This window comes from Vulcanimicrobium alpinum (assembly GCF_027923555.1).
GTDB classification, from domain to species: domain Bacteria; phylum Vulcanimicrobiota; class Vulcanimicrobiia; order Vulcanimicrobiales; family Vulcanimicrobiaceae; genus Vulcanimicrobium; species Vulcanimicrobium alpinum.
Window position 1 is genome coordinate 873,140 of record NZ_AP025523.1, and the last position, 20,301, is coordinate 893,440.

The window sequence follows — 20,301 nt, forward strand, 5'->3', positions numbered from 1 at the left end:
TTTCAGTCGATGGATAGGCACGCGCCGCGGTTTCCGGGAAGCATGGAGCATGGCTTGGCGCGTCCTGGTCGCCGACGACGATCAGGAGATCTGCACGCTCATCAAGACGGTCCTGGGCAAGGGGCCGTACGAGATCACGCTCTGCCACGATGCGGAAAGCGCGCTCGTCCATATCAAGAGCGATCCGCCGTACGACATCCTCATCAGCGACTTCATGCTGCCGGGGATCTCGGGGATCGATCTGGTCACGCAGGTGCGGCAGAACGCGAGCACGTCGCGCATCCCGATCGTGATGATCAGCGCGCACAGCAACTACGCGATGGACGCGCGCGCGAAGACGGCCGGCGCGAACGCGTTTCTGAACAAGCCGTTCACGATCTCGCAGCTGCGCACGACCGTGCACCAGCTGCTGACGGACCCGCTGCACTCGGCGATGGGCGCGTAGCGCCGGCGCGTCGCGCGGTACACCGCGCGTGACGGTTGCGTCGTTCGCGAAGATCCTCTTCGTCGCGCTCTCACTGGGCCTCGACGTCTTCGCCGTCTCGGTCGGCGTCGGGATGCGGGGGACGGAGCGCGCGGTCAAGCTGCGGATCGGTGCGGCGTTCGCGTTCGCCGAGGTGACGATGACGCTGCTCGGGGTCGGGATCGGCCGCGCCGCGGGGAAACTGCTCGGCGATTCGGCCGGGTATCTCGGCTTCGCCGCTCTCGTCGCGGTCGGCGGCTACATGATCTACGAAGCGCTGCACGGGACCGAGGAGGGCGGCGGCTTCGATCTTTCGCGCGGCTGGGGGCTGACGCTGGGCGCGCTCTCGATCAGTCTGGACTCGCTGGGAATCGGGTTCTCGATTCTCTACATCGGCGTGCCGCTCGGCGTCAGCGTGATCTTCATCGCTGCGGCTTCGGTGCTGTCGACGGCGCTGGGGCTCGCGCTCGGAAAGCGTCTGGGTATGGTCGCCGAAGAGCGCGCGGCGTTGTGGGCGGGGATCGTGCTCGTGCTGACGGGGCTCGCCTTTGCGGGACTCAAGTATTTTCGCGTCGGCGCCTGAAGCGCTCTACCGGCTCGCCGTCGCGGCATCGCGCAGCGTAATCGTCGTCGGGACGGCGAAGAACGCCGGCAAGACGACGGCGTTCAACGCGCTGCGCGCCGTCGCGCAGCGCCGCGGCGTTGCGATCGCGGTGACGTCGATCGGGCGCGACGGCGAACCGTCGGACGCGCTCGACGTCGAACCGAAACCGCGCGTGCGGCTCGCACCCGGGACGCTCGTCGCGCTCGCGGCGGGTCTGCTGCCGCGCACGCCGGCGCTCGCGATCCTCGAGACGGGCGCCCCGAGCGCGCTCGGCGCGACGGTATTCGCGCGCGTCGAAATCGCGACGACGTGCGAGATCGCGGGACCGCCGACGGCGCGCGCGATGCGCGCGACGATCGATCGCCTGCGCACGCTCGGCACCGGTCCGGTGTTCGTCGACGGCGCGATCGACCGCATCGCACCGCTCGCCGGCGGCGACGACGCGGTGATCCTCGCAACCGGCGCGGTGAGCGGCGCGACCGTCGCGCGGGTGGCGCAGGTTGCGGCGGCGGCGGTGCAGCGATTGACGCTGCCCGGCCGCGATCCGGCGCACGAACGTGCGCGCGTCGTTCAAGTGCACGGCGCGCTCGACGCGCGCGACGCGGAAGCGCTGCTCGCCGATGCGCGCGACGCGACGGTGGTGATCGACGATCCGACGCGCATCGCGGTCCGCGGCGCGTTGTTCGCGACGCTGCGCGCGACCGTCGACCTGCGCTGCGAGCGGCCGCTGCGCGTCGTCGCGTGCACCACGTCGCCGGTCGGGCGCGACGCATCGCTCGAACCGCGCGCGCTCGTCGAGGCCGTTGCCCGCGCGACCGGTCTGCCGGCTTTCGATGTCGTCGCGGACCTCGCGGCATGATCGCTGACGCGCTCACTGCCGAGCGGATCGGGCTGGACTGGCTGCGCGCGGCGGTCGCACCCCTCGGCGCGTTCGGCCGGGCCGTCGACGAAACGCTCGCTCCGTACGGTCCCGGCGACGAAGACGCGGCGCGCGCGGAGATCGCCGAGGTTGTTGCGTGCGCGCAGCTGATGGACGACGAAGGCGTCATGCGCGCACGCGCGGCGCTGCGCGCCGTCCCAGAAGCCTCGCCGATCGTCGCGCGCGCACGCGTCGGCGACCCGCTCGCCGACGTCGATTTCTACGAACTGGGGCGCTTCATCGACGGGCTCGACGCGCTTGCGCGAGCGTGGGACGCCGCCGGCGGCGATGCTGGGCGGCGTCCTCCGCTCCTCGACGGGCTGCGGGCGCTGCTCGCTCCGGGGCGCGCGGGCGGCGGCTTCTATCTCGACGATGCGTTCGGCGCGGGGCTCCGCGACGCGCGCGCCGCGCTCGCGGCGGCGGAAGCCGCGTACGACGCGCGGCGCGAGGAGATCGCCGCGCTCGTCCGCGACGCGATCGGCGTCGATCCCGTCGGCGAGGAGTTCGTCGTGCTGCGCGATGCGTACGACGGCGCGCTGCCCGACGTCGTGCGGGTGGTACGCGAGACGCCGACCTACCGCGTCGTCGTCCCGGCGATCGTCATCCCCGAGCGCGATGCCGCATTCGCGCGGCTGGCGGAGGAAGAAGAGGCGGCGCGCCGGACGCTCGCGGAGCGGATCGCGCGCGAAGCCGATGCCGTTCGCGCGACGACGCGCGCGCTCGGGGCGCTCGACCGCCTGCTGGCGCGCGTTGCGTTCGCGCAGCGCTGGGGCGGCTGCGTTCCCACGTTCGCCTCCGACCGGATCGCCTGCGTCGACGCGACGTTCGCGCCGCTCGCCGATGCGCTGGGGGCGCGCGCGCACCCGTACACGCCGATCTCGTTCGACCTGCGCGGCGTCACGGTGCTCACCGGACCGAACATGGGGGGGAAAACCGCGGCGCTCGCAGCTGCCGGCTTCGCGTGCGCGTGCGCCGCGCTCGGCGTCGCGCCGCCGGCGCGCGAGGCAACTCTGCCGCTGCTCGACGCGATCGCGTGGGTCGGCGGCGACGTCGCCGCCGACCGGACGCGCCTGCTCTCGTCGTACGCGGCGGAGATCCTGCGCGCGCGCGACGTCCTGCGCGCGGCGTCGCCGCGGTCGCTGGTCCTCGTCGACGAGTTCGCGCGCACGACCGGACCGCGCGAAGGCCGCGCCCTGCTGGTTGCGTTTGCTGAGGCGCTGCACGCGAGCGGCGCGTTCGCGCTCATCGCAACCCACTTCGACGGCGTCGCTGCCGCCTCGGGAGCGGCGCACCTGCGCATCGCCGGACTTCGAGAACGGCTCCCGGCGACCGCCGACGGCGAAAGACTCGACGCAGTGCTCGACGCGATCGCTGCGGCGATGGACTATCGCGTCGTCGCTGCGGTTGAGGGCAGCACCGATTCCGACGCGCTCGCGCTCGCCGAATTGCTCGGCCTGCCCGACGCGCTCGTCGCGCGCGCCCGTACCCTGCACGAAGCAGGGTGAACTGCGGTCGTGTCACGCTGAGCTCGTCGAAGCGCAGCCGGGACGCCGCTCATAAGCCGAGCGCGAGCGAATCGGCGCGCGGGTCGGCGCCGCCGGCGAGCGTGCCGCGGTCGCGGTCGATCGCGATGCCGTGCGCGTGTCCCATCGCGTTCTCGTAAGGGCCGAGCAGCGCGACGCGGTGGCCGCGGCGCTCGAGTCCCGCGACGATCTCCTCGGACATCCGCGACTCGACGATCAGCGCCTCGCTGCCGCTGACGTCGGGCCGCTCGGGGATCGACGCGCGGCCGTAGATCCAGCGCGGCATGTCGAGCGCCTGCTGAACGTTCAAGCCGCGCTCGACGAGATGGTGCAGAAACTGCACGAGGATCTGCGGCTGACCGTCGCCGCCCATCGAGCCGAAGACGATCTCGGGACGCTCGTCGCGCAGGTACATCGCCGGCGAAAGCGTGTGCATCGGTCGCTTGCCGCCGGCGTAGACGTTGGGATGCCCGGGTTCGGTCGAGAAGTACGCGCCGCGGTTGTGCAGCACGACACCGGTGCCCTCCGCGACGATCCCCGAGCCGAAATTCATGTAGAGGCTCTCGATCAGCGAGACCGCGCCGCCGTCTTCGTCGACCGCGCAGAGCGCGATCGTGTCGCCGTGATCCTCGCGGCTCACCTTCGGCTGCGCGCGTTCGGGATCGATTTCGGCGCGCAGGGCGCGCAGGCGTTCGGCCGTGAGTTCGGCGTCGATCCCCGACGGCGCGATATCGGGATCGGCGAAGGTCGCGTCGCGGATCGCGATCGCGCGCTTCATCGCTTCGATCGCGAGATGGTTCCACAGCGGCTCGTCGGCGTGCGCGTCGTGCTCGAGCATCCCCATCGCGAGCAGCATGCACGCCGCCTGCGAGTTCGGTGGGTGGGCAAGCAGCGCGCCGCCGCGCCACGGGATGCGCAGCGGCGTCGCAGCCTGCGTGCGGTGCCCGGCGAGATCGTCGAGCGTCATCAGGTTGCCGCGGGCGCGCAGCGTCGCGACGATCCGCTCCGCGGTGCGGCCGGTATAGAAGGCGTCGGAGCCGCCGCGCCGGATCGCCGCGAGGGTGTCGGCGAGGTCGGGGTTGCGCAGGATGTCGCCGGGACGCGGCGGCCCGCTCGTGAGGTAGATTCGCGTCGCCTCGGCGTCGTCGCGCAGTAGCGCTTCGTTGGTCCGCGCGTACGCTGCGACGACGTCGGTGACGGCGAAGCCTTCGCGCGCGACGCGTTCCGCTTCCGCGAGCAGGTCGTCGAGCCCGCGCGAGCCGTGCGCGCGCAGGACGTCTTCCCACGAGCGCACCGCGCCCGGAACGGTGACGGTCAACGCGCCGCGCTGCGGGACCGTACCGCCGGGGAGGCGCTCGAGCGACGCCGCACGCGGCGTCCGTCCGCTCCCGTTGTAGGCGTGCGTTGCGCCGGTCTTCGGATCATGCACGATCCAGAACGCGTCGCCGCCGATCCCGCAGCTTGCGGGGTAGACGACGGTGAGCACCGCATTGGCGGCGATCGCGGCGTCGACCGCGTTGCCGCCGCGGCGCAGCACGTCGACGCCGGCCGCCGTCGCCAGCGGATGCGGCGACGCGACCATCGCCCGCGTCGAGCGCGCGACGGCGCGCGAGGGCCAGGCGGCGCGCGGCGGCGCGATCATTGCAGGCGCATCTCGGTCACGTAGATCGCTTCATCGGGGCGCGGCTGCCAGTGCAGGCGCTTCGAGGTCGCGTAGAGGTCTTCGTATTCGAAGAGGAACAGCCACGGGGCGTCGTCGTGGACGATGCGCATCGCCTTGGCATAGAGCGCTCTGCGTTTGGCGGGATCGAGTTCGTACCGCGCCGCGTCGACGAGTTTGTCGAACGCGGGGTTGGCGTAGGTCGAGGAGACGGCGTCGGAGGTGAGCTGCGAGCTGAGCGTGTTGTCGGCGTCGTAGGTGATGTTTCCCCAGCCGAGCAGGTACATCGGCGAGACCTGGCGCTGCAGCACGCGCCGGTAGTAGCTCACCCATTCCTCGGTGTGGACGTCGACGTGCACGCCCGCCGCCTGCAGTTGACCGGCGATCGCGAGCGCGACTTCCTTGTCGCTGTTGTAGCGGCCCTGCGGTCCGTAGAGCGCGAGGTTCAGACCTTTGCCGTCGGGATAGCCGGCCTTCGCCAGCAGCGCTTTCGCCTTCGCGAGATCGTGCGCGTACGACGGCAGGGCGGGATCGTATCCGAAGAAATTCGCCGGTAGCGGTTCGCCGAGTTCGTACGCGCGGCCGCCCAAAACCGCTTTCACGATCGCGGGGACGTCGATCGCGTAGTTGAGCGCCTGCCGCACCAGGACGTTCTGCTGCGGGCCGGGCTGCAGTGTGTTGAAGGCGATAAAGAGGACGCGCACGCTCTTCGCGCTCGCCATCCGCGTGGAGGTTCCGCCCGCCAGCAGCGTCGCGTACTGGTAGGGAACGTTCGTGATCAGGTCCGCGGCGCCGGTGCGCAGCGCCGAGACGCGAGTCCCCGCCTCGGGGATCGGCTTGAAGATCACCTTGGAAGCGGGCGGGGTGCCGCCCCACCAGTGGGGGTTCACTGCGAGTTCGAGCGCATCGTCGCGGCGCCACGATGCGAGCACGTACGGGCCGGTTCCCATCGGATGCTCGGCGATGTATGCGTCGCCGTGCTCCGTCCAATACTTCGCGTCGGCGATGAAGATCGGGCGCGTGATCGCCGGTGCGAGCGGCGTCGGCCGTTTCGTCACGAAGCGCACCGTGTACGGATCCGGCGTCTCGACCTTCACGATCGTGTCGACGCGCGGAACTTGCTGGGACTTGTACGCGGGATCGAGGATTTTCTCGACGCTGAACTTCACGTCGGCGCTCGTGAACGGGTCACCGTTGGAGAACGTCACGCCGCGCCGCAGCCGGAACTCCCAGATGGCGGGCGCGATCCGCTTCCACGACGTCGCCAATTGCGGCTGGATCGACGTGCCGTCGGCCGAACGGCGCGCCAGCGTGTCGAAGATCTGGGCCTGGACGTTGGTGTCGGGCGTGACCGAGGCCTTGAGCGGGTCGAGCGTCGAGGCGTCGACGCCCTGGGTGATGACGACCGTACCGGGGTCGGCCGCGCCGGCGAGAGCCGCGGCGGTCGGGGCGAGCACGGCGACGGCGAGGACCGCGGCGAAGCGACGCATCGGCCCGCTGTTCTCCGGTTGGATGAAGGGGCCATTCCGGTTCGGTCGTATTCGCGCGCCATGAAGCGCGTCTTTGCAGTGCTCGCCTCCGTCGTCGTTACGCTGCTGCCCGCGGCCGGACCCCGAGCGGCCGACGCAACGGTCACGATCTCGCAAGGCGTGGATGCCGACACGCTCAACCCGATCGCCACCACGATCACGCCCACGTTCAATGTCGTCCAGCACGTGTACGAGCGGCTCGCGGACTTCGGCGCGCGTCCCGGCGACTACGAGCCGCGGCTCGCGCTTTCGTGGCGCCGCGTCAACCCGACGACCGAGGAGTACAAGCTTCGCCGCGGCGTGACGTTCTCGAACGGCGACCCGTTCACGAGCGCCGACGTGCGCTACACCGTCGACTGGATCAAGAACCCTGCGAACGCGTCGAAGCAAACGCCCTACGTCCGCGACATCGACCGCGTCGAGACGCCCGATCCGTACACCGTGCGGCTGATCTCGAAGGTGCCCACTGCGATCCCGCCCGGGCTGCAGAACCCGCTGTTCATCGTCGATGCGAAGTACTTTCAAGCCAAGGGCAACGCGTACGTCGCCGAGCACCCGATCGGCACGGGACCGTACGTCCTGCGGGAATGGAAGCGCGACGATCTGACCGCGTTCGACGCGAACCCGCACTGGTGGGGCGGAAAACCGAAGGTCGAACACGTGATCTTCAAGCCGATCCCCGAAGCCGCGGCACGCGTCGCTGCGCTGCGAACCGGTGCGACCGACGTGATCACCAACGTCCCGCCGCAGTATCAGATTCAGCTGACCGGCGGCACGAACACCAAACTCGTGAGCACGCGCAGCCTGCGCCAGCTCTTCATCGCGTTCAACACGCTGCAGCCCGGGCCGCAACAGAACAAGCTCGTGCGCCAAGCGATCAATTATGCCGTCGACGTCCCGGCGATCGTGAAGAACGTGCTCGGCGGACGCGGGTACGAGATTGCATCGCCGATCCCGCCGAACTACTTCGGCTACGATCCGTCGGTGCCGGCGTACCCGCACGATCTCGCCAAAGCGAAGGCGCTGCTCGCGAAGGCGGGCTTTCCCGACGGCAAAGGGATCGCGCTCACGGTGAATGCGCCGATCGGCCGCTACAACCGCGACCGCGAAGTCGCCGAAGCGGTCGCCGGCCAACTGCAGGCGGCCGGGATTACCGCGACGGTGCGGCCGCAGGAGTGGGTGACGTACTCCGATCAGGTCAACCGCCGCGCGCTGACGCCGCTCTACGAATTGGGCTGGAATCAACCTTCGGCCGACGCCGACGGGATCATCACGGCGCTCTTTACGTCGAACGCGCCGCTCTCGTGCTACGCGAATCCCGAGATCGACAAACTCGCCGATCAAGCGCGCGGCGAGCTCGACGTCGCGAAGCGCAAGGCGCTCTACAAGCGGATCGCGACGATTCTGCACGAGGACGCGCCGTGGATCGTGCTCTTCGAATACGAAGATCTCTACGCGACCTCGAAGCGCGTGCAGTGGCAGCCGCGCGGCGATGAGTACATCCGCGCGTACGAGATGTCGCTGACGTAACCGATGGCGGCGTTTCTCGCGCGCCGCGCGCTCGGCGCGGTGTGGGCGCTCGCCGGCGTCGCGATCGTCGTCTTTCTCATCCTGCACCTGACCGGCGATCCGGCCGCGGTAATGATGCCGCCCGAATCGACCCAGGCGGAGATCGATGCGTTCCGCCACGCCCAGGGCTTCGACCGCCCGCTGCCCGTGCAGTTCGCGTCGTTCGCGCTGGCCGCGGCGCACGGCGATCTCGGCGTGTCGCTGCGGCATCAGGAGCCGGCGATGTCGCTCGCGCTAAAGCGCTTTCCGGCGACGATCCTGCTTGCGGGAAGCGCGTTTGCGATCGTGCTGCTCGTCGGCGTTCCGGCTGGCGTGGCGTCGGCGCTGCGTCCGCGCACGTGGATCGATTATACGGCGCGCATCGTCGCGCTGATCGGGCAGAGCGCGCCGACGTACTGGATCGGCCTGATGCTGATCCTGCTCTTCGCCGTGCGGCTGGGCTGGGTGCCGGCGAGCGGGATCGGCGACTGGCGCAACGTGATCCTGCCGGCGGCGACGCTGGGATTTTTTTCGACCGCGAAGCTGATGCGCCTGACGCGCGCCGCGATGCTCGACGTGCTCACTTCCGACTACCTGCGCACGGCACGCGCGAAGGGGCTTACGGGGACGCGCGTGGTGCTCGCGCACGCGCTGCGCAACGCGTGGATCCCGATCGTCACGCAGCTCGGCGTCGAGCTCGGCACCCTGCTCTCCGGCGCGATCATCACCGAGACGGTGTTCGCGTGGCCGGGCGTCGGGCGACTGGCGGTGCAGGCGGTATTCGAGCGCGATTTTCCGGTCGTCGAGGCCGTGGTGCTGCTCGCGGCGACGACGTTCGTGCTGCTGAACCTCGTCGTCGATCTGCTCTACGCCGCACTCGATCCGCGCATCCGGTACGCATAGTGGCGACCGCCGTCGCCGCCGCACCGTCCGCGCACGCGGAAGGCGCGCCGAACCGCACCGCCGCGCTGCGCCGCATCGCGCGCGATCCCGGCGCGGTCGTGGGCGCGGTGATCGTCGCGCTGGTGGCGCTGTGCGCGCTGTTCGCGCCGCTGATCGCGCGCGGCGATCCCAACGCGCAGGATCTCGCATCGACGCTGCTCCCGCCGATGTGGATCGCCGGCGGCTCCCACGCGCATGTCCTGGGCACCGACAATCTCGGACGCGACGTGCTGGTTCGGATCATCTGGGGCTCGCGGATCTCAGCGATCGTGGGGATCTCGGTGGTGGCGATCGGCGCGTCGATCGGCGTCACCGCCGGCCTCCTCGCCGGCTATCGGCGCGGCTGGGTCGACGCGCTCATCGCGCGCATCACCGACGTGCAGCTCGCGTTCCCGCTGGTGCTGCTTGCGGTTGCGATCGTCGCGGTCGTGGGTCCGGGGCTGTGGACGGTGATCGCCGCGATCGGCCTCACCTCGTGGGTGCAGTACGTGCGGGTCGTGCGCGCGGAGACGCTGAGCCTGCGCGAGCGCGAGTTCGTCGCCGCGGCGCATGCCGCCGGCGCGAGCAGCGCGCGCGTTCTCGTGCGGCACCTGCTTCCCAACGTCGGCTCGGCCGCGATCGTCCTGGGCACGTTCGAGATCGCGCGCGCCGTCGTGCTCGAATCGTCGCTCTCGTTCCTCGGTCTGGGCGTGCCGCCGACGATCGCATCGTGGGGCGGGATGCTCGCCGACGGCCGCCAGTATCTCGACACCGCCTGGTGGATCGCTCTGTTCCCCGGGCTCGCGATCGTGATCGCGGTAATGGGCGTGAACCTCCTCGGCGACGGCCTCCGCGACGCCCTCGACCCCGGCATGCGCTAAGTCACGCTGAGCTTGTCGAAGCGCCGCCCCGTCACGCTGAGCTTTGTCGAAGCGCCGCCATCAGCGATATCCGCCGCCGCTCCGCGCGAGACGCGCAATCCCAAGCCAATCCCCTTCGACGAGCGCGCGTTTCTTCGCCCACGACCACCCTTTGAGCTGCTTCTCCGCCGCGATCGCGTCCGTAGCATCGGAGAACTCCTGCGAGTACACGAGGCGCACCGGCCGGCGCGAAGAGGTGTAGCAGTACTCAAAGTCGCCGCGTTCACGCTGCACGACTCGCTGCTCGAGATTCGACGTCACGCCGACGTAGAACGACCCGTCAGCGCAGCACAGCATGTAGACCCAGAACGTTTTCACGTGCGTCATCTGCGCCGCCCGCCGCATTCGGCAAGCCCCCCCGTGTCACGCTGAGCCTGTCGAAGCGTAGTCCAAATCGTGCACGAAGGCTACTGCGCTTCGACAGGCTCAGCGTGACACGGCTGCGCATCGACAAGCCTCAGCGTGACGGGTTAGTCGAACATGTCGGGCTGGGTTGCGGCGAGGTGATTGTAGATCGTTTGAAAGTGCAGCCAGCCGATGAAATCGTTGCCGACGTGCTCGCGGCTGTACCGCGCGCTCTTTTCGGAGACCGTTTTCGGTTTGACGCCCGACGCTTCGACGAGCAGTTGGACCTGGCAGCAGCGCTCCAGCGCGATGAACCAGAATGCGGCGTCGTCGATGCTGTGATGACTCGCAGTCAGCAGGCCGTGATTTTGATGCAGCGCCGCCCGGTTGTTGCCGAACATCTCCGCGACCGACTTTCCCGACTGCTTCTCGACGGCCACCGCCCCCGCCGACGCGCCGATCACGACGTGATTCTCATAGAAACACGCCGCGTCCTGACTGATCATGTCGAGCGGACGGCCGGTCGTGCACCACGCCGTACCGTAGGTCGTGTGTGCGTGACACATCGCGACGATCTCCGGATTCGCCGCGTGAATCGACGAATGCAGCACGAATCCGGCGCGATTGACGGCGTACTTGCCCTCGACGACGTTGCCGTCGTGATCCGCCAGAATCAGATTCGACAGCTTCACTTGCGAGAAGTGAACGCACATCGGGTTCGTCCAATAGAGATCTTTGTGTTCGGGATCGCGCACCGTGAGGTGACCGGCGAACCCGTAATCGAAGCCCTGCTGGGCGAACGCGCGTACCGCCGCCACTAGGTGCTTCTTGCGATATTCCCGTTCTTCCGCAAAACTGGAGAACGTCGGAACCTCCGGAAAAATCAAGCCGGGCTGTTCGGGCTAATAGATCGAGATGCGATTGTCCAGAAGCATGCGTGTTCTCCCTTTTCGTGCGTGCGGAGAATCGTCGGTCGGCGAATATTCAGCACCGGAACGCCGCCGCCCTCGACCGTGCGGCTCAGCGTGAGGTGAACGTGAGAATCACACGCAGCGCCGCCGGCTGGAGCACCAAGGCGTCGCGCGGTTGGGGCGCCGCGTTGGGGATCGGGTAGGGCGTTCCCTCGCCGATGCGGGTGAAGCGGCCGCTGACGGCGTTCGTGAAGTTCGTTCCGGCGAACGTCACGTCGACACCGCCCATCCGTTTGCCGATCGCGGCGTCGAGCGTCGCGTACCGTCCTTGCGCGAGCCAGTTGTTCGCCGATGTCTGCGCGAGGTTCAGCGCGCCGTGCGCGCCGTCGCGCGCGTACCGCACGCCGAGCGTGAGCCGCTGCAGCGGGATCCCTGCGAACTGCTGGCCGACGACCAGATCGGAACCGGAGGTCGGGTTTGCGGCGCTCACCGCGGCGGGAAGCGAGACCGGGTACGCGGCGTTCACGCCGTACTCGGCCGTCGCGAACCATGCCGAGCCGAAGCGGTGCGCGATGCGCAGCGCGCCTCCCTGATACACGACGTTGCCGGCGTTGATCGGAGAACTCTGCGCGATCGGGACGGTCGGGTCGACGCCGCACCGCGCGTTGAGCGGATAGAAGTTCTCGATCGGGTCGCGCAGGTTCGTGCGGTAGAGCGTCGCGTCGACGGTCGTCGCGCCGAACCGCTTCCCGTAACCGAGTTCGTATTCGGTTGCGTGCTCGGCGCGCTCGTTCGGGTTCCCGTTGGGCGAAACGCAGTTTTGATCCGGCGGCGGCAACTGCGCGAACGGTACGGCATAGCGTTCCGCCAGCAGCGGCGCGCGAAATCCCGTCCCCGCCGCGACGCGGAACGTTCCGCCGGAACCGTCGTCGACGGTGACGCCGATCCGCCCGTCGGTGCTCGTCCCGAACGTCGACCAGCGCGACGTCACGACGCTCGCGGCGACGTGCGCCTGCGCGGAGAGGTCTGCGCCGGCGCGCAGCCACGCCGACGTCGCGTGCTCGCGCAGCGTCTCGCCGAATTGATCGGGCGACGAGAGCGTCTCGCTTCGCGTCGAGCCGCCGAGCGCAAACGTCGACGCACCGGCGCTGCGGCTCCACTCCATCGTCGTCGTCGCCGAACGATCCGCGAGCGAGAAATCGTACGGCGTGCGTCCGACGCCGCCGGCGAGCGCGTTGACGCTGTCGGAGATTGCGCTCGTCGCGCTGAGCGACCCGGCGCCGAGCGGAAGGGTCGCGCCGATCAGCGTCGCGTGCAGCGTCTGCGCCCGCGTCAGCGGACCGCTGCCGGCGAAAAGCGCGTTCGGCGCCTCATCGCGCGGGTCGAGCGGCGCCGTCTCGCTCGCGCTCAGATCGCGCGTGTCGGCCAGCGTGAAACTGCGCGCGCGCAGCTTCGCGCGCGGCGAGAGATCGTACGTCAGGTGCACGAGCGCCGTCGACGCCGCGATGCTCGATCCGAGCACCGCCGTCGTGCTTCCCTGCGGCGACGAGAACGTCACCGGGTAGTCGTGAACGTAGCCGTCGCTGTGCGCGCTGCCGGCCGCAAGTGCGTAACCGAGCCGGCCGATCCGTCCCGTGCCGCCTGCGTCGATCGTCGAGGTGCCGAACGAACCGGCGGAGAGACGCAGCAGCCGTTGCGGCGTCGCCGTCGGCCGCAGCGAGACCAGATTGACCTCGCCGCCGATCGTGTCGGCGCCGCGATGATCCTCGGGGCCGAGACCTTCGCTCACCTCGACCGCGCCGAGCACCGCCGACGGAAACAGCGCGAGATCGACGTCGCCGGTGTTCGCATCGTTGAGCGGCTGACCGTCGAGCGAGATCCGCGTCTCCGACGGATCGGGGCCACGCAGCGCGACGACGGCGGCCGATCCCGGCTCGCCGCCCCCCGGCTTCACCAGCGTCACCGACGGCAGCGTCGCGAGCGCATCGACGGCGCGATCGTATCCCGACGCGGTGAGATCGGCGCGCGTGATCTCGCGCGACGGCACGGTCGAACGCGCGGGGGCGAGCCGGCCGTCGACGCTGATGCGCCCGATCTCGCGCAGCTTCCCGGCGCCCGCCGGTTCGAGCGCGACATCGAGCCGTTCGCCCTCGTGCACGACGACGTCGGTGATCGCGGGCGCGTAGCCGGGCGCGGAGATCACGACACGATAACGGCCGGCCGGGAGCTGCAGGCGGAAGCGTCCGGCCGTGTCGCTGTCGGCATCCGCGCTCGCGGTCCCGCCGGCATGAACGTGCGCTCGCAGCGGCACGCCGTCGACGGACGTGACCGATCCGGAGACGCCGCAGCATCCCAGCGCGGCGGCAGCGAGGAGCGGAACCGGCATCGACCTGAAATTCTCGTGATTCCTGCGGAGCGGGCCTTCCAGGCGAACGAGCCCAGACGGTTCCGTGACGCCGGACGCGAACGAACGATCGCGTGGACCCGCTGATCATCACCGTCGCCCCGGTCGGGGGCGAAGTCATGCCGGACCAGACGCCGTATCTGCCGGTCACGCCCGCGCAGCTCGGCGAGACGGCCCGCGAGGTGCGCGCCGCCGGCGCCGGCATCATCCACGTCCACTGCCGAAACGACGACGGGAGCAACACTCACGACGTCGCGCGCTTCCGCGAGGCGTACGACGCGATCCGCGCCGCGAGCGACCTGATCGTCCAATTCTCAACCGGCGGCGCGATCGGGATGACCCCGGCGGAACGCGCCGCGCCGCTGGAGTTGCGGCCGGAGATGGCGACGCTCACCTGCGGGACGGTGAACTTCGGCGACGACGTCTTCGAGAACAGCTTTCCGATCATGCGCGGGATCGCGGCGGCGATCGCGCAGCACGGCGTCGTCCCCGAACTCGAGATCTTCGATCTGGGCCACGTCGCAAACGCAAAACGGCTGGCCGCCGAAGGTGCGATCCGCCTCCCCGCGCACGTCGATTTCGTCCTCGGCGTCCCCGGCGCGCTCGAAGCCACCGTCGAAAACCTCGTCGATTGCGTCCGCGCGCTCCCTCCGGGCTGCTCCTGGAGCGTCGCGGGGATCGGCCGCATGCAGCTCCCGCTCGCGACGGTGGCGATCGCGATGGGCGGCCACGTTCGCGTCGGGCTGGAAGACAATCTCTACTACGCGAAGGGGCGCTTGGCGCGAAACGAGGAGCTGGTGGCCCGCGTGGCGCGGATCGCCAGCGAACTCGGGCGCCCGGTCGCGACGCCCGACGAAGCCCGCGGCCTGCTCCTCCGAACCGCGACCACGGCCTGAGCGTTCCTAGGAAACTGCGAGTCCCCGCGGGAACTCGCGTCGGTTCGTTCCCCGGAGGCACCTCCACTGTTCACGTACGTCGTCCGCCGGACGCTGCAGAACATCCCGCTGCTGTTTCTCGTCTCGATCGTGCTTTTCACGATCCTGCTGCAGGCGCCGGGTGGTCCCCTGACCCCGTATCTGCAGAATCCGCACATCACCGAAGCCGACATCGCCCGGCTCAAGCACAATCTCGGCCTCGATCAGCCGCCGCCGGTGCAATACTTCCACTGGCTCGGCCGCGTGGTCACGGGCGATTTCGGATGGTCGCTGTCGAACTCGGAACCAGTGACGCAGGCGATCCTCGATCGCATGCCGGCGACGCTCGAGCTGATGGGCTGCTCGTTCGCGCTCTCGATCATCATCGGCGTGTCGTTCGGGATCATCAGCGCGATCAAGCAGTACTCGTGGGTCGACTATCTGATCACCACCTTCGCGTTTTTCGGCCAGTCGATGCCGGTGTTCTGGTTCGCGCTGATGCTGCAGCTGCTCTTCGCAGTGTACGGCATCCCGCTGGGGTTCGGGTATAAGATTCAATTGCCGTCGGCGGGGATGAACGAGAGCGACACGTTCGTGCTGGCCGATCGCTTGCGGCATCTGGTCCTTCCGACGATCGTGCTCTCGCTCGCGTTCATCGCGCAGTACAGCCGCTTCATGCGCAGCTCGATGCTCGAGGTGATCCGCACCGACTACATGCGCACCGCCGCGGCGAAAGGCGTCTCGCGCGGCGCGGTGATTTTCAAGCACGGACTCAAGAACGCACTGATTCCGCTGGTGACGATCATTGCGCTCACGCTCCCCGGCATCGTCGCCGGTGCGGTCGTCACGGAGACGATCTTCGCGTGGCCCGGGATGGGGCGGCTGTTCTTCAACGCCCTGCAGCAGTTCGATTTCGCGCTGCTGATGGGCTACATGATGCTGGTGTCGTTCCTGGTCATTTTCTGCAACCTGCTCGCGGACGTGTGCTACGCGTGGCTCGACCCGCGGGTGAAGTACAGCTGATGGCGGCGACCGTACCGCTCGGCGCCGCGCCGGCCGCCGCCGCCGACGATGTCATCATCTCGCGCAATACGGTTTGGCGCCGCTTCCGCCGGCATAAAGTCGCGATCGCTGGCGCCGTCGTCATCGTGTTCCTGGCGCTGATCGCGGCGCTCGCGAACTTCATCGCGCCGGCCGACCCGAACTTCATCGACCAGGTGCACTGGCAGGGCTACCCGCTCGCGCCGGGTGCGTTCGGGCACATCCTCGGCACTGACGAGAACGGCCGCGATCTCCTCGCGCGGCTCATCTTCGGCGCGCGCATCTCGCTGACAGTCGCGCTGTTCGCGGTCATCATGGAGATCACGATCGGCACGGTGCTCGGCGCGATCTCCGGCTACTACGGCGGCTGGGTCGATTTCGTCATCATGCGCGTGACCGACGTCGTCCTGTCGATCCCGTTGCTCCCGCTGCTGCTCGTGATCACCGCGATCGTCGCGGGGACGTCGAACAAGGCGGCGCTGAACTTCGGCGTCATCGTGCTCATCATCGGCGGGCTTTCGTGGCCGGCCGTCGCGCGTTTGGTGCGCGCGTCGTTTCTGTCGCTGCGCGAACGCGAGTTCGCGGAAGCGGCGAAGGCGCTCGGCAACAAAGACGGGCGGATCATCTTCCGGCATCTGCTCCCCAACGCGATCGCGCCGATCATCGTGCAGGCGACGCTCGAGGTGGCGAACGTCATCATCCTCGAGTCGACGCTCTCGTTCCTCGGATTCGGGATTCAGCCGCCGACGGCGTCGTGGGGCAACATGCTCGCCAACGCGCAGTCGAACATCACCGTTGCGCCTTGGGCGGCGATCTTTCCGGGGTTGTGCATTTTGATCACCGTGCTGGCGATCAACTACCTTGGAGACGGATTGCGCGACGCGCTGGATCCGAATACGCGCTGACCGTGGAGGCGGGCGGCGCGCCCGCGACGCTTGGCACCCTGGTTGGTTGTGGAACGGACGGGCGTGCTGGGTACGTTATGTGGTGTACGAAGGACGGGGATCGACATGCAGCAGCACGCGCAGTTTGGGGAAGTTGTGGCGGTTTCTCGGTACTGGACGCCGGGACACCTCGATGTGACCGATGCGCCGGTGCGGTATGCGGCGCCGAAGGCGGCGTGGATCGATCGGATGCCGAAGCGGGCTCGCGTGCGGCGGATCGATGATGTCGATCGGCTGTGGCGGCGGCGGGCGCATAGCGGGGCCATCGTGGCGGCAAGTGAGATTTCGGTGCTGCCGGCGTTGAATTTGGCGCCCGTCGATGAGGTTTCCGAGGTGCGGAGTCCGCTGGGTGAGATTTATGGGGCGGTGGCTCGGCGTTTGACGAGCAGGCGGCTCGCGACGTAGAGCGCGCCCGCGAGGGTGAGCGGGACGGGTGAGAGTGCGAGGCACCAGGCGATGGTGCTGAGCAGCGAGACGACGGTGTCGGCGAGGGTGGTGAGGCCGGTGTGCCAGGCGCCTTCGATGCGGGTGCCGGGGCCGGGTTTGGCGGGCGCGGTGCCGGGGCGGTCTTCGGTGAGCGCGACGGCGATCGTGCTGGTTGCGACGCGGTGGAGATCGCGTGCGTGCTGCGCGTCGAGCTGTTCGATTTGACCGCGGACGGCGCTGAGGTTTTGCTGGACGGTCAGGATGTCGGTGACTTTGCCGCCTTTGTCCATGAGGGTGCGCAGGTCGGTTTCTTCGCGGCGCAGGTTGCGCAGGCGCGCTTCCTCGTCGACGATCGCGGCGTCGACGTCGTCGGCGTCGATCGCGCGTGTCTGCACCGCGCCGAGCTGGGCGAGCCGGTCGAGCGTGTCGTCCAGGCGCGCGGCGGGGAGCTCGACGGTGAGCGAGGCGGTGTGAAGTTCGCCGCCGGCGGGGGTTGCGTCGGCGAGCGCGGTGACGTCGCCGCCGGCGGCGCGGACCGCCGCTTGCGCGCCGCCGAGCGCGGTTTCGACGTCGCGGACCAAGAGGTCGAGCCGGGCTTTCTTGGCGAGCCGGTGCGGTGCGGCGACGCTCGGATTCGCGAGCGTGCCGGTTTGCGCGGCGGCGTCGGCAACGCCGGCCGGTTCGGCTGCGCGTTTTTCTGCGATGTGCGGGCCCGGGCTCACGCGATACACGACGTTTGCGGAGCGCGTGCCGTCGGCGATGCCGCGTGACGCGAGCGCGGTCTCGGTGACCGCGGCGTCGTGCGCGTGCCAAGCGGCGACGGCGGCGCCGCTGATGCCCAGCACCAGCGCGGCGGCGGCGGCGTAGCGCGCCGGCGTTCCCCACCAGGCGGTGACGACGCGCGCACTGGCCGCGGCAAGCGGCGGGGTGTTGATGCGTGCGAGCGCATCGTCGAAGGCGCGCTGCGGAAACGGTTCCGCGGCGGCGCGGGCGCGCAGCGTCGCGGCGAGCGTTTCCAGCGCGCGCAGTTCGTCGGCGCACGCGGTGCACGTTGCGAGTTCGGTTTCGACGCGTGCGCGTTCATCGGGTGCGAGCGTGCCGTTCGCGTAGAACGGCAGCAGTTCGGCGATCTCGTGCGTCATGAAGGATGCTCCGCGGTGGCGAGTGCGTCGCGCAGCCGCGCTTTGGCGTAGAAGGCGCGCGTCTTGACCGTTGCGACGGGACACGACACGATCTCGGCGATCTCTCTTTGCGAGAAGCCGGCGACGAAGGTGAGTTCGAGGACCGCGCGGTGTTCCGCGCTGAGGGAGGCGAGCGCGGCTTCGAGATGCCGCCGTTCCGCCATCCGCAGCGCTGCGTCTTCAGGTCCCTCGGCGTCGCTGGCAACGGCGAGCAGATCGTCGAGCGGGACGGTCAGCGCGCGCCGCCGGCGCAGCGCGTCGACCGCCTTGTGGTGGGCGATGCCGAAGAGCCACGTCCGCACCCGCGAGCGGCCGCCGAACTTGCCGGCACCGCGCCACACCTCGACCATCACGTCGCTTGTCAACTCCTCGGCGAGGCCGTCGTCGCGCACGAGATCGCGCACGAACCGCCGGACGCCGGCGCCGTGCGCAACGAAGAACGTCTCGAACGCGACGCGGTCGCGCGCGGCGATCCGTTCCAAAAGACGTCGGTCGTCCGGGTCGCTCATCGGCCCTCCATCACCCCTCGGTCGAGGAACGGACGGCCGAGGTTCACGCGTCGCTCAGCGCTCGCCGGGCGTGAATTCCAGCGCGAGCGAGTTGATGCAGTAGCGCTGTCCGGTCGGCTTTGGGCCGTCGTCGAAGACGTGTCCGAGGTGCGAGCCGCACGCCGCGCAACGCGCCTCGGTGCGGACCATCCCGTGGGAGCGGTCCTCGATCAGTTCGATGCGGTCGCGGTCCTCGGGCGCCCAGAAGCTCGGCCAGCCGCTCCCGCTCTCGAATTTCGTGGCGGAGGAGAAGAGGGTCGTGCCGCACGCGGCGCACCGGTAGTCGCCCTCGGCGTGGTTGCGATAGAGCGCGCCGCTGAACGCGCGCTCCGTCGCGCCCTCGCGCAAGACCGCGTAGCGGTCGGGGCTCAACTCCGCGCGCCACGCGGCGTCGGATTTCTCGATCTTGTTCACACCCGTTCCAACCCGTCGTCGGACGCGCACGTGGCGCACCGGCCGGTGAAGGTGATCGTCTCGGCCTCGATCGCGACGCCGAGCCGAGCGGCGAGGGCCTTCACCGTCTCGGCCGGGACGGCGAACGCCAGATCGTCGATCGTGCCGCAACCGGCACAGCGGAAGTGCGCGTGAGGCGTCGCCGCCGGTTCGTACACGGCGGAGGCACCGCCGGGAACCTCGATCTTCATTACGGCGCCCAACTGGTGAAGCCGGAGCAGCCCGCGGTGGACCGTCGCGAAGCCGATGCGCGGCTGCAGGCGGCGCGAGCGCAGCCAGATCTCCTGGGCGGTCAGATGGGTCCCCGGGCCGGCGGCCTCGACGACGTCGAGGACCGTCCGGTAGTTGGCCGGGAGTGCCGGGATGGTGCTTGACATCGGTTCGCTCGCTGCGGTAGGCTCGATACTTGGGAGTGAAATCGATTCTCACTATCACTGTAGCGGGAAACGGCTCCCACACGCAAGCGTTACCGGAGGAATTTTTGTGCTAGCGAAGGTCGGCCAGCCCGCACCCGCATTCACGCTCCCGTCCACGAAGGGCGCGACGAGCCCGAAGGACCTGGGCAAAGAGATCAGCCTGTCGGACTACAAGGGCAAGTGGCTGATTTTCTTCTTCTATCCGCTCGACTTCACGTTCGTCTGCCCGACGGAGATCCTGGCGCTCTCGGACCGCCTGGACGACTTCACCGACCTCGACACCGAGATCGTCGGCTGTTCGACGGATAGCGTCCACTCGCACTTCGCGTGGCTGAACACGCCCCGCGACAAGAACGGAATCGCCGGGACGGCGTACCCGCTCGTCGCCGACTACACCAAGGAAGTCGCCCGCGCGTACGGCGTGCTCAACGAGCAGACCGGCGCGGCTCAGCGCGGCCTGTTCATCATCGATCCGGAAGGCGTGCTCCGCTACGCGGTCGTCACCAACGACAACGTCGGCCGCTCGGTCGAAGAGACGCTGCGCGTGCTGCAGGCTCTGCAGACCGGCGGGCTCTGCGCCGCCGACTGGTCGCCCGGCAAAGACCTGCTGAAGGTCGGAGCCTAGTCCGCG

At 69.2% G+C, this 20,301-nt stretch carries 21 protein-coding genes; 12 read left to right on the forward strand and 9 right to left on the reverse strand.

Annotated features, from left to right (window positions below):
- Positions 1 to 49 precede the first annotated feature (49 nt).
- The 4 genes from WPS_RS04325 to kamC are packed head-to-tail and all read left to right on the forward strand — an operon-like array spanning position 50 to position 3,491.
- Positions 50 to 445 carry a response regulator gene (locus WPS_RS04325; RefSeq protein ID WP_317996624.1) on the forward strand — a complete coding sequence of 132 codons (396 nt, stop codon included), beginning with the start codon at positions 50 to 52 and terminating at the stop codon, positions 443 to 445.
- Between the two features lie 28 nt (positions 446 to 473).
- Positions 474 to 1,046 (forward strand): manganese efflux pump MntP, encoded by a 573-nt coding sequence (locus WPS_RS04330; RefSeq protein ID WP_317996625.1) that lies wholly within the window; start codon positions 474 to 476, stop codon positions 1,044 to 1,046.
- On the forward strand, positions 1,012 to 1,926 hold the full coding sequence (locus tag WPS_RS04335) for a hypothetical protein (RefSeq protein WP_317996626.1): 915 nt from the start codon (positions 1,012 to 1,014) through the stop codon (positions 1,924 to 1,926). The genes WPS_RS04330 and WPS_RS04335 overlap by 35 nt, the downstream gene beginning before the upstream one ends.
- Positions 1,923 to 3,491, forward strand: coding sequence for a lysine 5,6-aminomutase reactivase ATPase KamC (gene kamC / locus WPS_RS04340; RefSeq protein ID WP_317996627.1), 1,569 nt, complete (start codon positions 1,923 to 1,925; stop codon positions 3,489 to 3,491). The genes WPS_RS04335 and kamC overlap by 4 nt, the downstream gene beginning before the upstream one ends.
- Positions 3,492 to 3,540: 49 nt before the next feature.
- Here kamC and WPS_RS04345 read toward each other — a convergent pair whose 3' ends face one another.
- Together WPS_RS04345 and WPS_RS04350 are read right to left on the reverse strand one after the other, a co-directional pair.
- The gene (locus tag WPS_RS04345; protein WP_317996628.1) at positions 3,541 to 5,151 is read right to left on the reverse strand and encodes a gamma-glutamyltransferase family protein; all 1,611 of its coding nucleotides are present in this window, start codon (positions 5,149 to 5,151) and stop codon (positions 3,541 to 3,543) included.
- Positions 5,148 to 6,659 carry an ABC transporter substrate-binding protein gene (locus WPS_RS04350; RefSeq protein ID WP_317996629.1) on the reverse strand — a complete coding sequence of 504 codons (1,512 nt, stop codon included), beginning with the start codon at positions 6,657 to 6,659 and terminating at the stop codon, positions 5,148 to 5,150. Before WPS_RS04350 ends, WPS_RS04345 begins: the two co-directional genes overlap by 4 nt.
- A 60-nt stretch (positions 6,660 to 6,719) precedes the next feature.
- Between WPS_RS04350 and WPS_RS04355 the strand changes: the two genes are divergently transcribed.
- Genes WPS_RS04355 through WPS_RS04365 form a run of 3 tightly spaced genes read left to right on the forward strand, consistent with a single transcriptional unit; the run spans position 6,720 to position 10,048 of the window.
- Positions 6,720 to 8,228 carry an ABC transporter substrate-binding protein gene (locus tag WPS_RS04355; RefSeq protein ID WP_317996630.1) on the forward strand — a complete coding sequence of 503 codons (1,509 nt, stop codon included), beginning with the start codon at positions 6,720 to 6,722 and terminating at the stop codon, positions 8,226 to 8,228.
- Between the two features lie 3 nt (positions 8,229 to 8,231).
- Entirely contained in the window at positions 8,232 to 9,149 is a 918-nt protein-coding gene (locus WPS_RS04360; protein WP_317996631.1) for an ABC transporter permease, read from the forward strand.
- The gene (locus tag WPS_RS04365; RefSeq protein ID WP_317996632.1) at positions 9,149 to 10,048 is read left to right on the forward strand and encodes an ABC transporter permease; all 900 of its coding nucleotides are present in this window, start codon (positions 9,149 to 9,151) and stop codon (positions 10,046 to 10,048) included. The genes WPS_RS04360 and WPS_RS04365 overlap by 1 nt, the downstream gene beginning before the upstream one ends.
- Before the next feature lie 60 nt (positions 10,049 to 10,108).
- Here WPS_RS04365 and WPS_RS04370 read toward each other — a convergent pair whose 3' ends face one another.
- The 3 genes from WPS_RS04370 to WPS_RS04380 form a co-directional block, all read right to left on the reverse strand.
- Positions 10,109 to 10,405 carry a GIY-YIG nuclease family protein gene (locus WPS_RS04370; RefSeq protein ID WP_317996633.1) on the reverse strand — a complete coding sequence of 99 codons (297 nt, stop codon included), beginning with the start codon at positions 10,403 to 10,405 and terminating at the stop codon, positions 10,109 to 10,111.
- Between the two features lie 152 nt (positions 10,406 to 10,557).
- A complete protein-coding gene (locus WPS_RS04375) occupies positions 10,558 to 11,319 on the reverse strand; it encodes a class II aldolase/adducin family protein (protein ID WP_317996634.1) in 762 nt (253 codons plus the stop codon).
- Between the two features lie 133 nt (positions 11,320 to 11,452).
- Entirely contained in the window at positions 11,453 to 13,729 is a 2,277-nt protein-coding gene (locus WPS_RS04380; RefSeq protein ID WP_317996635.1) for a TonB-dependent receptor, read from the reverse strand.
- 92 nt (positions 13,730 to 13,821) lie between these two features.
- Here WPS_RS04380 and WPS_RS04385 point away from each other — a divergent pair, with 92 nt between their 5' ends.
- The 4 genes from WPS_RS04385 (at position 13,822) to WPS_RS04400 (ending at position 17,051) form a co-directional block, all read left to right on the forward strand.
- On the forward strand, positions 13,822 to 14,643 hold the full coding sequence (locus tag WPS_RS04385; RefSeq protein ID WP_317996636.1) for a beta-keto acid cleavage family enzyme: 822 nt from the start codon (positions 13,822 to 13,824) through the stop codon (positions 14,641 to 14,643).
- A 66-nt stretch (positions 14,644 to 14,709) separates the two neighbouring features.
- The gene (locus tag WPS_RS04390) at positions 14,710 to 15,684 is read left to right on the forward strand and encodes an ABC transporter permease (RefSeq protein WP_317997492.1); all 975 of its coding nucleotides are present in this window, start codon (positions 14,710 to 14,712) and stop codon (positions 15,682 to 15,684) included.
- The gene (gene opp4C / locus WPS_RS04395; RefSeq protein WP_317996637.1) at positions 15,684 to 16,607 is read left to right on the forward strand and encodes an oligopeptide ABC transporter permease; all 924 of its coding nucleotides are present in this window, start codon (positions 15,684 to 15,686) and stop codon (positions 16,605 to 16,607) included. Before WPS_RS04390 ends, opp4C begins: the two co-directional genes overlap by 1 nt.
- Before the next feature lie 105 nt (positions 16,608 to 16,712).
- Positions 16,713 to 17,051: a hypothetical protein gene (locus WPS_RS04400; RefSeq protein ID WP_317996638.1), complete on the forward strand. Its 339-nt coding sequence runs from the start codon at positions 16,713 to 16,715 to the stop codon at positions 17,049 to 17,051.
- Here WPS_RS04400 and WPS_RS04405 read toward each other — a convergent pair.
- From WPS_RS04405 to WPS_RS04420, 4 genes are read right to left on the reverse strand one after another with little or no spacing between them, the layout of a single operon-like run.
- Positions 17,003 to 18,214: a DUF4349 domain-containing protein gene (locus WPS_RS04405; protein ID WP_317996639.1), complete on the reverse strand. Its 1,212-nt coding sequence runs from the start codon at positions 18,212 to 18,214 to the stop codon at positions 17,003 to 17,005. The genes WPS_RS04400 and WPS_RS04405 overlap by 49 nt on opposite strands.
- Positions 18,211 to 18,762 carry a sigma-70 family RNA polymerase sigma factor gene (locus tag WPS_RS04410; protein WP_317996640.1) on the reverse strand — a complete coding sequence of 184 codons (552 nt, stop codon included), beginning with the start codon at positions 18,760 to 18,762 and terminating at the stop codon, positions 18,211 to 18,213. The genes WPS_RS04405 and WPS_RS04410 overlap by 4 nt, the downstream gene beginning before the upstream one ends.
- A gap of 54 nt (positions 18,763 to 18,816) precedes the next feature.
- A complete protein-coding gene (gene msrB / locus WPS_RS04415) occupies positions 18,817 to 19,215 on the reverse strand; it encodes a peptide-methionine (R)-S-oxide reductase MsrB (RefSeq protein WP_317996641.1) in 399 nt (132 codons plus the stop codon).
- Complete coding sequence (locus WPS_RS04420; RefSeq protein ID WP_317996642.1) at positions 19,212 to 19,631, reverse strand: Fur family transcriptional regulator; 420 nt, start codon at positions 19,629 to 19,631, stop codon at positions 19,212 to 19,214. Before WPS_RS04420 ends, msrB begins: the two co-directional genes overlap by 4 nt.
- Before the next feature lie 106 nt (positions 19,632 to 19,737).
- Between WPS_RS04420 and WPS_RS04425 the strand changes: the two genes are divergently transcribed.
- Positions 19,738 to 20,295 carry a peroxiredoxin gene (locus tag WPS_RS04425; protein WP_317996643.1) on the forward strand — a complete coding sequence of 186 codons (558 nt, stop codon included), beginning with the start codon at positions 19,738 to 19,740 and terminating at the stop codon, positions 20,293 to 20,295.
- Positions 20,296 to 20,301 lie beyond the last annotated feature (6 nt).